At 34.1% G+C, this 8,980-nt stretch carries 9 protein-coding genes and 1 pseudogene; all 10 read left to right on the top strand.

Annotated elements, in window-relative coordinates; genetic code table 11:
* Positions 1–223 precede the first annotated feature (223 nt).
* The 10 genes and pseudogenes from EO766_RS13290 (at position 224) to EO766_RS13245 (ending at position 8,931) form a co-directional block, all read left to right on the top strand.
* A complete protein-coding gene (locus EO766_RS13290; RefSeq protein ID WP_179853764.1) occupies positions 224–397 on the top strand; it encodes a hypothetical protein in 174 nt (57 codons plus the stop codon).
* A gap of 324 nt (positions 398–721) precedes the next feature.
* On the top strand, positions 722–1,114 hold the full coding sequence (locus tag EO766_RS13285) for a hypothetical protein (protein ID WP_218330938.1): 393 nt from the start codon (positions 722–724) through the stop codon (positions 1,112–1,114).
* A gap of 27 nt (positions 1,115–1,141) precedes the next feature.
* Entirely contained in the window at positions 1,142–1,735 is a 594-nt protein-coding gene (locus EO766_RS13280) for a TetR/AcrR family transcriptional regulator (RefSeq protein WP_074420320.1), read from the top strand.
* Positions 1,732–2,130 carry a hypothetical protein gene (locus EO766_RS13275; RefSeq protein ID WP_074420321.1) on the top strand — a complete coding sequence of 133 codons (399 nt, stop codon included), beginning with the start codon at positions 1,732–1,734 and terminating at the stop codon, positions 2,128–2,130. Before EO766_RS13280 ends, EO766_RS13275 begins: the two co-directional genes overlap by 4 nt.
* Positions 2,120–2,446, top strand: coding sequence for a hypothetical protein (locus EO766_RS13270; RefSeq protein WP_074420322.1), 327 nt, complete (start codon positions 2,120–2,122; stop codon positions 2,444–2,446). The genes EO766_RS13275 and EO766_RS13270 overlap by 11 nt, the downstream gene beginning before the upstream one ends.
* A 12-nt stretch (positions 2,447–2,458) precedes the next feature.
* Positions 2,459–2,740 (top strand): annotated as a pseudogene (locus EO766_RS13265) (c-type heme family protein); the annotation flags it as partial.
* An 11-nt stretch (positions 2,741–2,751) separates the two neighbouring features.
* Positions 2,752–3,039, top strand: a complete 288-nt coding sequence (locus EO766_RS13260; protein WP_074420324.1) for a cupin domain-containing protein — start codon at positions 2,752–2,754, stop codon at positions 3,037–3,039.
* 50 nt (positions 3,040–3,089) lie between these two features.
* Entirely contained in the window at positions 3,090–4,391 is a 1,302-nt protein-coding gene (locus tag EO766_RS13255; RefSeq protein ID WP_143439429.1) for a TolC family protein, read from the top strand.
* A 10-nt stretch (positions 4,392–4,401) separates the two neighbouring features.
* The gene (locus EO766_RS13250; protein ID WP_074420326.1) at positions 4,402–5,454 is read left to right on the top strand and encodes an efflux RND transporter periplasmic adaptor subunit; all 1,053 of its coding nucleotides are present in this window, start codon (positions 4,402–4,404) and stop codon (positions 5,452–5,454) included.
* Positions 5,455–5,841: 387 nt separating this feature from the next.
* Positions 5,842–8,931 carry an efflux RND transporter permease subunit gene (locus EO766_RS13245; RefSeq protein WP_074420327.1) on the top strand — a complete coding sequence of 1,030 codons (3,090 nt, stop codon included), beginning with the start codon at positions 5,842–5,844 and terminating at the stop codon, positions 8,929–8,931.
* The last annotated feature ends 49 nt before the right edge of the window (positions 8,932–8,980 follow it).

Below are 8,980 nucleotides of genomic sequence, written 5' to 3'. Positions count from 1 at the left end.
GTTTGCTTATAGTGATGAATATGAATATCGATTTAATAAAAGGAATATGCGTAAGTGGCTATTTAATGATGTAGTGGAAAGATTGATGAATCAAATTCCACATCCTTACAATTATCTAAAATCCCTTCGCGTTTATTCTACCTAATCCTATTAAAATATTACCCAATCCATCTTAAAAGAATATCAAATACTATGCAAAGATTTGACGAATGGATTAAACAAAATGATACAGGAATGCAGAATGTCGGGGCCGGAACATGAAGCCCTGCACCACTGGTTAGAACCACTTATCAATGAAAGCAACACATTAATTTCAATTACAGATACTACTTTAGCAAAAAACACATTTGATAAAATTGATAAACATTTGGATGTTTACCGTTATTATTTCAAATAAAATTCAGGCTCAATCATTTTTTTGTTGCTTTTATCGTAAAATCAGCTGACTTACTACAAAAATGATGCTTGCATTTTGTTGTTACCCATATGTAATATATAATTATATAAAAGCAATCTACAACTGAAATAACACCTGCTGCTTTTTTTACAATCTATTGATGACGTCATGATTTAATGATCTGAATTCTAATCAAATAGCAGGTCTGTAAGGAAAACATTTCCTACCCACAAAAGTCCCATGCTACACATTTAAAATAAAATTGGATATTTCAAATTTTTTATTATTTTTGTAAGTGAATATTCACAAACTAAAATTTAAATCATGAACGGAAAAAATAACATAGCCATCGATTTTTTTGTAATGGGATTTTTTATGGCATACAGTTTTCTCTTGATTTATTTAAGGGACTTCGCACCGGGTAAAGTAGAGTGTGTGAATTCATCATATAGTATAGGAAAGCATTTTGAAACAAGATTGGCCCATGTTCACGGCAATCTGTTTGCGTTCCTAAATATTCTTATCGGTTATTTATTACTCCACTTTAGCAAACAACTTCAAAATGTTAAAGTCATCTCCTGGTTTGCTTTAACAGGATTGCTCATGCCAATTGGTATTTTATCTGAAGTAATATCTGGGCTTGCCTCCGGCTTTGATATTAATAGGCGCTATTGCTATGACAGCCTCTGTAATCTGGATTGGAATCTCTTTTTATAAAAATGAAAATCATAAAAGCGGTATAAAATGTTAGCAGAAAAAATTTCAGACAGACAAAAAGAAACCATAGAAGCTGCAGGCAGAATATTATCAAATTCCGGTGTAAGCGGACTAACCATTAAAAATCTGGCTAAGGAAATGCAATTTTCCGAAAGTGCCATCTATCGCCATTTTGCCAGCAAGGAAGCAATCATCATTGCCATGCTTGAATATCTTGCGGAGAATATGGATGAACGTTTAAGCAAAGTGATTCTATCAACACAAAAGCCTGAAGAAAAATTCATAGCGTTGTTTCAAAGCCAGTTTTTATTTTTCAAGAAAAATCCTCACTTCGTAGTGGCAGTATTTTCAGATGGGCTAATGGAAGAAAGTGAAGCTATCAATGAAGCTATCTCTAAAATAATGCAGGTAAAAATGAAACATTTGATGCCTGTTATAATGGAAGGACAGCAAAAAGGGATTTTTACCAATGCTATTACAACTGAAGAATTGATGCACATTGTAATGGGTACTTTTCGGCTACAAATGTTTAAATGGCGTATTGCAGATTTTCAATTCGATATAAAAAGGAATGGCGATAATATGTTACAATCTATTCTTACTTTAATTAAAAAGAAATGAAAACATATCTTTTTTATGTATTTACCATTATGCTAACCGGATTTGGTTTGCTAACTTTATTTCTTAGCATCTCTGTGATTTTTGATTTATTCGGTATTAGAGCAATGGAAGGTAATTATGTTTTGTTTGTAGTATGGTCTAACTTCATTAGTAGTGTACTTTATCTGTTAGCTGCTTACGGTTTTTTTCAATCAAAAAAATGGACTATACCACTAATCATAATTGCAGCAATTGTTTTGTTTATTGCATTGATCGGATTATTGATATACATCAATACCGGTGGTATTTATAAAACAAAAACTATCGGTGCGTTGATTTTCAGAATCATTGTAACACTTTTATTTGCAGCGTTTGCTTATTTCTTAAACAAGAAAAATTATATATATGAAAAATAAACATATTTATATTGCAATAGCTTTGTTATTTCTGATTGGTTGTATGAACAATGAAAAACATGTGGAGGAATCCAACAATACAATTGAAACAGGCGATACAGCAATACATATAAAAAGCAGGCCCAATTATACTGCTATTGGAAAGAAAATTGCAGCAGAAGCGCAGTTGGTGCTGGCAAGAAATCTTGCAGATGCAATCAACAAGGGAGGTGTTGCCTATGCCATACAGTTCTGTAATACACAAGCATATCCTAATACAGATAGTATGTCAAAAATATTAAATGCTGAACTTAAAAGAGTTTCCGACAAAAACTGAAATCCTGCCAACAAAGCCAATGAAAGTGAAAGAGAACAGATTGAATTATTGAAAATGAACATAGCAAAAGGAATAACACCCCAACCAAAACTCGTTGAATTAAATGGTAAAATGGTTGGGTACTACTCTATTGTAACCAATGCATTATGTATGCAATGCCATGGAAAAAAAGGAACAGACATTAATGCAAACACTTTAAAAGAAATCAATCAACTATATCCAAACGATAAAGCAACGGGATATGCCATTAACGAAATAAGAGGGTTATTGGTGGTTACCATGAACAAAAATTAAAAAAATACTAAATGAACATTCAGCAATTACATCCGGAAGAAAAAGCAGTTAGTGCTATCTCACTTTTTAAAGGCAAGGAAGGAGTTGTTACTGCTTTGCAGATTTTTCAAAATGAACAATTAAAAGCGCATGTGAGTAAAGTGCCCGCCTTATTAGTTTGCATTACAGGTAAAGCAGTTTTTGAAAATGGAAAAGGTATCAGAACAATACTGTTACCGGGTGACTATAACAACATAGAACCAATGGTGAAACATTGGGTAGCAGCCATAGAGTACAGTAATTTATTAATTATAAAGTAAAAAAAATTTTTAAAATAAAGTTAGTGAATATTCACTTAAATAATACTATCATGAAAAAATTTTTATTCATATTACTAATGGAGATGCTATCGGCACAAAGCTTCAGTCAGGTACTTAGTCTTCAGCAATGTATTGATTCTGCCATCCAAAATAATTATACTGTAAGAATAGCAGCCTATGATATAAAACAGACCGATGCTAAAGTTGAAGAAGCTAAATCAAACTTACTGCCAAAAATAAATACTGTTATCGACTACCGTTATTATATAAACCTTCCTTATCAGTTGCTACCTGCAGGCGTATTTGGCGGCCCGGCCGGTACTTATAAAGAAGCACAATTCGGTGTGCCGAACAATATCAATGCCAATGTTCAACTTAGCTATCCGCTGTACAATCCGGCATTAAAAGCTACCATTTCTACTATAGAAACCGGCACTGAAATAGCCGTTCTTCAAAAAATAAAGTCGCAGGAAGATATTGTTATGGAAGTATCGAATGTGTATTACAATGCGCAAGTCTTATTAAGCCAACTATCCTTTACTGACAGCAATATTGTAAATAGTAAGAACTTATTAAGTATCATGCAATTGCTATATCAGCAAAAAATGGCTACGGGTACCGATGTACAAAAAATTAATTTACAGTTGGCCCAATTACAAACACAAAAAGAAACAGTTGAAAGCCAATACCAACAGGTAATTAATATTTTAAAGTTTTTAATTGGATTTCCACCGGAAAAAAATATCAATATAATGCCTCATACGCACAGTAACACAAACAGTCATCAAAAAGATGATGCACTTACTGAAGTTAAATTAGCAGAAAAGCAAATAAATTTTTTACAGTCAGAAAAAAACACACTGCAAAAATCTAAACTTCCCATCATCAATTTGAACGGATTTTATGGCACTACCGGATTCGCCAATACTGGCGCAAATGATTTTATAAAATTTTATCCTTTAGGGTATGCCGGAGTGCAGGCTATACTGCCTTTATATACTGGTAATAGTGTTAAGAAAAAAATTAAGGGTAAGGAAATTGAAATTGAAAAAGCCAATACAAAATTGGCCATGATAAAAGACAAAAATGAAGTAGATAAAGAGAATAACGTTTACCAGTTAAATATTGCCAAAAGGAATCTTGTTACCATTCAACAACAAATCAATCTTGCACAAAATATTTACACCAATACCCTGCTTCAAAAAAAAGAAGGTATAGCCACATTAACAGATGTATTACAGGCAGATAATGCTGTGAGAGAGGCACAAAAAAATTATATAGATGCACTCATTGCTATAAGCAGGGCAGAATTAGAAAACAAAAAACTAACCGGAAACCTTCTAAATAAATAATCTTTTAAAAATGAAAAAAATACTTTATGCCATTACGCTTCTTGCCATTACAGCCATTGTAATTGCCAAATTAATGAGTAATAAAAAAACTGCGGAAGCTAAGATCTATCATTATAATAAAGAACAGCCAATTCTGGTACTGGCAGATACAGTGCATCTGACTAAGGAAGACATCAAAAAGAGTTATACCGGAAATTTTGATGCTTTTATGGATTCAAAAATCAGTTCTGAGCTGCAGGGTAAAATCAATACCATTGAAGTACATGAGGGAAGTTATGTACAAAAATGGCAGCCCGTTGTTCAATTAGATAATGCGCTACTACAATTGCAATTACAAACAGTAGAAGTGCAAATAAAAGGATTGGAAGACGATGCTAAAAGATATGGCATCCTCTCAAATGCCGATGCCATTCAGGGCATACAATTAGAAAAAGTACAATTGGCCTTACAATCTGCCAAAATACAACGCAACACTCTTTTGGAACAGATAGCAAAGACAACCATCAGAGCCCCATTCAATGGAATTGTTACCATGAAGTTCAATGAAATTGGAGCATTTGCTGCACCGGGTATGCCTTTACTACAAATCACAGACCTTTCACGATTAAAATTTACCATTAATGTTCCTGAAAATGATTTACCATTTTTTAAAACCAACAATACCTACCCCATTCAGGCAGATATATTTCCTGAATTAAACCTATCAGGTAAGGTTACCCTTATTGGTAGTAAAAGTGGAGTCGGCAATTTATATCCGGTTCAGTTTACATTGAATAATACGCCTGATTTTAAAATAAAAGCGGGCATGTTTGGAAAAGTTTACATCAACAATGCTTTCCCACAACCTGCCATTGTTATTCCGGGTAATGCAGTTGTTGGTTCTGATATTCAACCGCAGGTTTATGTAGTTAAAAATGGCAAGGTAGTTCTTCAAAATATCGTTATTGCTTCCAGAAACAATAACCAAATTATTGTTGCTAATGGTTTAATCCCCGGAGATATCGTTATTACAAGTGGACTCATTAACCTGTATGAAGGAGCAAATGTTTCAATTCATCATTAAAAATTGAGAATTACGAATTAATAAATAAAATAAATAATAATTATATGATTCAGGAAAAATTATTTGCCACCGAAAGCAGAATAATGAATTTATATAAAAGTATAATTGATGATCTGCAAAAAATTGTTTTGTCGAAACAACTATTAATGCCGGAAAGCAGCTGTTGTAGTGTTGTTGATAATAGTTTTTTTAACCTGTAGAGAATTGCAAATAAACAAGCAAGAGAAGGTATTTACCAATAAAGCAGTTCAATAAATATGAAACAAAGTATTTAACCCATCGTGCATTTGAAACCTTTTTTAAGTATTGCAGCTAAAATCTGTTCATTCTTACAAAAAAAATCATTATAAAGAATTGCAATTCGTAATTTTTAATTCGTAATTGATCATGAACATAACAGAAATATCCATAAAACGCCCATCACTGATTATTGTGTTATTTGGGCTATTTACACTATTAGGCATCATTGGTTTTAAAAATCTGAGTTATGAACTCATGCCCGATTTTAATCAGCCGGTAGTAGTGATAAAAACGATGTACCCGGGTGCAGAGCCGGAAGAAGTAGAAACATCTGTTTCAAAAAAAATTGAAGATGCCCTTTCTAACCTTGAAGGGGTAGATTATATGATTACCAAATCATTACCCAATGCATCTGTTGTAATTGTTAACCTGAAATATGGTACAAATTTAGACAATACCATGCAGGATGCGCAAAGATATATTGATAATATCCGAAAAGATTTACCACAAGATGTACAAAGTCCGGAAATGAGCAAGGTATCTCCTAACGATTTACCCATTATGCAAATCAGCGCTACCAGTAATTTACCCGCTACCGTATTTTATCAAAAAATGAAAGATGATTATTTGCCTCAAATTCAACAAATAAAAGGTGTTGCAGATATTTCGATATTAGGTGGAGAAGAACGTGAAATACAAGTTAAAGCAGATCAGGATAAATTAAAACTGTACAAAGTATCCTTGCTGCAGGTAGTGGAGGCCATTAATCATTCAGGGTTAGATATTCCTGCTGGAAGGGTTCAAACACATGCACTTAGTAATTCGGTTCGGGTAATTGGCAAATTTTCACATATACAAAATATTAAAAATGTACAAATTACCATGCCTTCTCCAGGCAATCCTGTTTATGTAAAAGATGTAGCCACAGTTACAGATGGCATTAAAGAAATTACCTCTGTTAACCGATATAATGGTAAAAATGGCATTGGATTATTAATAAAAAAACAAGGTGATGCCAATGCAGTAGATGTATCGAAAGCCATTCATGCCAAACTTAAAACCATAGAACAGCAAAACAAAGCAGCAAATGTTCAATTTGCCATTGCAGATGACAGCACCAACAATACCATTGAAGCAGTTAATTCAGTTGTGTTTGATTTAAGCCTTGCCGTAATTCTTGTATCGGTTGTTATGCTATTGTTTTTGCGCAGTTACCGCAATGCACTCATTGTTATTGTTGCCATTCCTACCTCATTGGTTACGGCATTTGCAGTAATGTGGTTGTTGAACTACACTTTGAACCTAATGACCTTATTGGCCATGTCATTAATCATAGGTATCCTGGTAGATGACGCTACAGTTGTTTTAGAAAATATTCAGCGGCATTTAGACATGAAGAAAAATAAGAGAGAAGCTGCACTGGAAGGAAGAATGGAAATTGGTTTTTCTGCAATGTCAATCACATTAGTAGATGTAGTGGTATTTCTTCCCATCTTGTTCTTGCAGGTTTTCGTAGCAGATATGCTCAAGCAATTTTCAATTGTAGTAATAACCTCTACATTAACCAGTCTGTTAGTAGGCTTTACCCTAACACCCTGGTTAGCATCAAGAATAGGCAAAGCAGAAGATATGAAGCCAACCAACTTCTTCAATCGTTTTTTACTTTGGTTTGAAAAGCAAATAGATAATTTTATACAGTGGTATGGCAAGCAGCTGGTATGGGTATTAAATCACAAACTCATTACCGTTGGTATTATTATTTTGTTGTTTGTATTTACAGGCGTAATACTGAAACAGAGTATTATTGGCAAAGAATTAATTGCAACCGGAGATCAGGGTAAGTTTAGCTTGTATTTAGAATTTGATAAAACTACAGCACTTCAGCAAAACAATATTGTTTCCAGAAAAATTGAAGACTTTATTATTGCACAACCGGAAGTAGCCACGGTTTTTAGTAATATAGGTGGCCCGAGTACAGGTATTGGCAGCCTTGGTGTGGGTGCAGTCAATAAAACCGAATTTACGGTTCAGTTAAAAGACCCCAAAGAAAGAGGGGGTGAATCTACAGAAGCCTTCATGATAAGATTGCGAGGCGCTTTACAAAACAGCTATCCAGGCATCAATTTCTCCATGGCTGCATTAGGCCTTATTCCGCGTTCGGCTCCAATAGAAATTACATTGAGTGGTAATGATTTAAAAACCGTAATGCAATCGGGCAACAATTTAAAAACTGCACTTGAGAAAATACCGGGTGCAGACAATGTAAAGTTATCGGTAGAAGAAGGAAGCCCGGAATATCAGGTAATACCCGACAAAGATAAAATGCAACGGTTAGGTTTAACTACGGGTTATGTAGGTTTAAATTTAAGAACGGCTTATACCGGAAATGAAGATGCTACTCTAACACAGGATGGTACTGAATATCCTGTTCGAATTTGGCTAGATAATCTGGACAGAAAAAACTTTGAAAATATCAAAACATTAAACATCATCAATCCACAGGGAATACCGGTAAAAGTAGAACAATTTGCCAATATTGTTCAGCAAAATGCCCCATCGTTATTAGAAAGAAAAGATCGGCAGCCCTCTGTTACTATTACTGCAAATGCTTTGGGACGCCCTTCCGGCACCGTAGCAGATGACGTAGTGAGTTACTTGAAAAAAAATCCACTACCTGTTGGTATTGAAATGGCATGGGGTGGAGATATAAAAAGACAGAACGATAGTTTTGGTGCCTTAGGTTCAGTACTGCTCATTTCATTCATATTAATTTACCTCATTATGGTGGCACTGTATGATAGCTTTGTGTATCCCTTTGTGGTATTGTTTTCTATTCCGGTAGCTATTATTGGTGCATTTTTGGCACTCAATTTATCAATGAATCAATTAAGCCTTTTCTCCTTATTAGGATTGATTATGCTGATGGGCTTGGTAACAAAAAATGCCATATTGATTGTGGACTTTACCAACCAGCTTAAAGAAAAAGGAATGTATTATAAAGATGCTTTAATAGAAGCAGGCAAAACAAGAATGCGGCCTATATTAATGACCACGTTCGCCATGGTGATTGGTATGCTTCCTATTGCTATAGCTAAAGGAAGTGCCAGCGAATGGAAAAATGGTTTGGCATGGGTAATAATAGGTGGTTTATTGTCTTCACTTGTTCTAACTGTTTATATAGTGCCGGTGGTTTATTATTTTGTGGATAGAACAAAGGAAAAATGGAACAGAAAATAATAGTAATAATGTCTATGCAAACCTTAATTAATACATCATGAAGAAGGTT

Source organism: Hydrotalea sp. AMD, from assembly GCF_004100315.1.
Classification (GTDB): Bacteria; Bacteroidota; Bacteroidia; order Chitinophagales; family Chitinophagaceae; genus Hydrotalea; species Hydrotalea flava.
Note: the sequence above shows the minus strand (reverse complement) of the source record. Positions and strands in the feature narration are given on the sequence as shown.

Bases quoted from the DNA above. Each gene is read 5' to 3' on its own strand.
- EO766_RS13285 (WP_218330938.1), top strand. From the start codon at position 722: ATGAACGGAAAAAATAACATAGCCATCGATTTTTTTGTAATGGGATTT.
- EO766_RS13255 (WP_143439429.1), top strand. From the start codon at position 3,090: ATGAAAAAATTTTTATTCATATTACTAATGGAGATGCTATCGGCACAA.
- EO766_RS13275 (WP_074420321.1), top strand. From the start codon at position 1,732: ATGAAAACATATCTTTTTTATGTATTTACCATTATGCTAACCGGATTT.
- EO766_RS13290 (WP_179853764.1), top strand. From the start codon at position 224: ATGATACAGGAATGCAGAATGTCGGGGCCGGAACATGAAGCCCTGCAC.
- EO766_RS13245 (WP_074420327.1), top strand. From the start codon at position 5,842: ATGAACATAACAGAAATATCCATAAAACGCCCATCACTGATTATTGTG.
- EO766_RS13270 (WP_074420322.1), top strand. From the start codon at position 2,120: ATGAAAAATAAACATATTTATATTGCAATAGCTTTGTTATTTCTGATT.
- EO766_RS13280 (WP_074420320.1), top strand. From the start codon at position 1,142: ATGTTAGCAGAAAAAATTTCAGACAGACAAAAAGAAACCATAGAAGCT.
- EO766_RS13250 (WP_074420326.1), top strand. From the start codon at position 4,402: ATGAAAAAAATACTTTATGCCATTACGCTTCTTGCCATTACAGCCATT.
- EO766_RS13260 (WP_074420324.1), top strand. From the start codon at position 2,752: ATGAACATTCAGCAATTACATCCGGAAGAAAAAGCAGTTAGTGCTATC.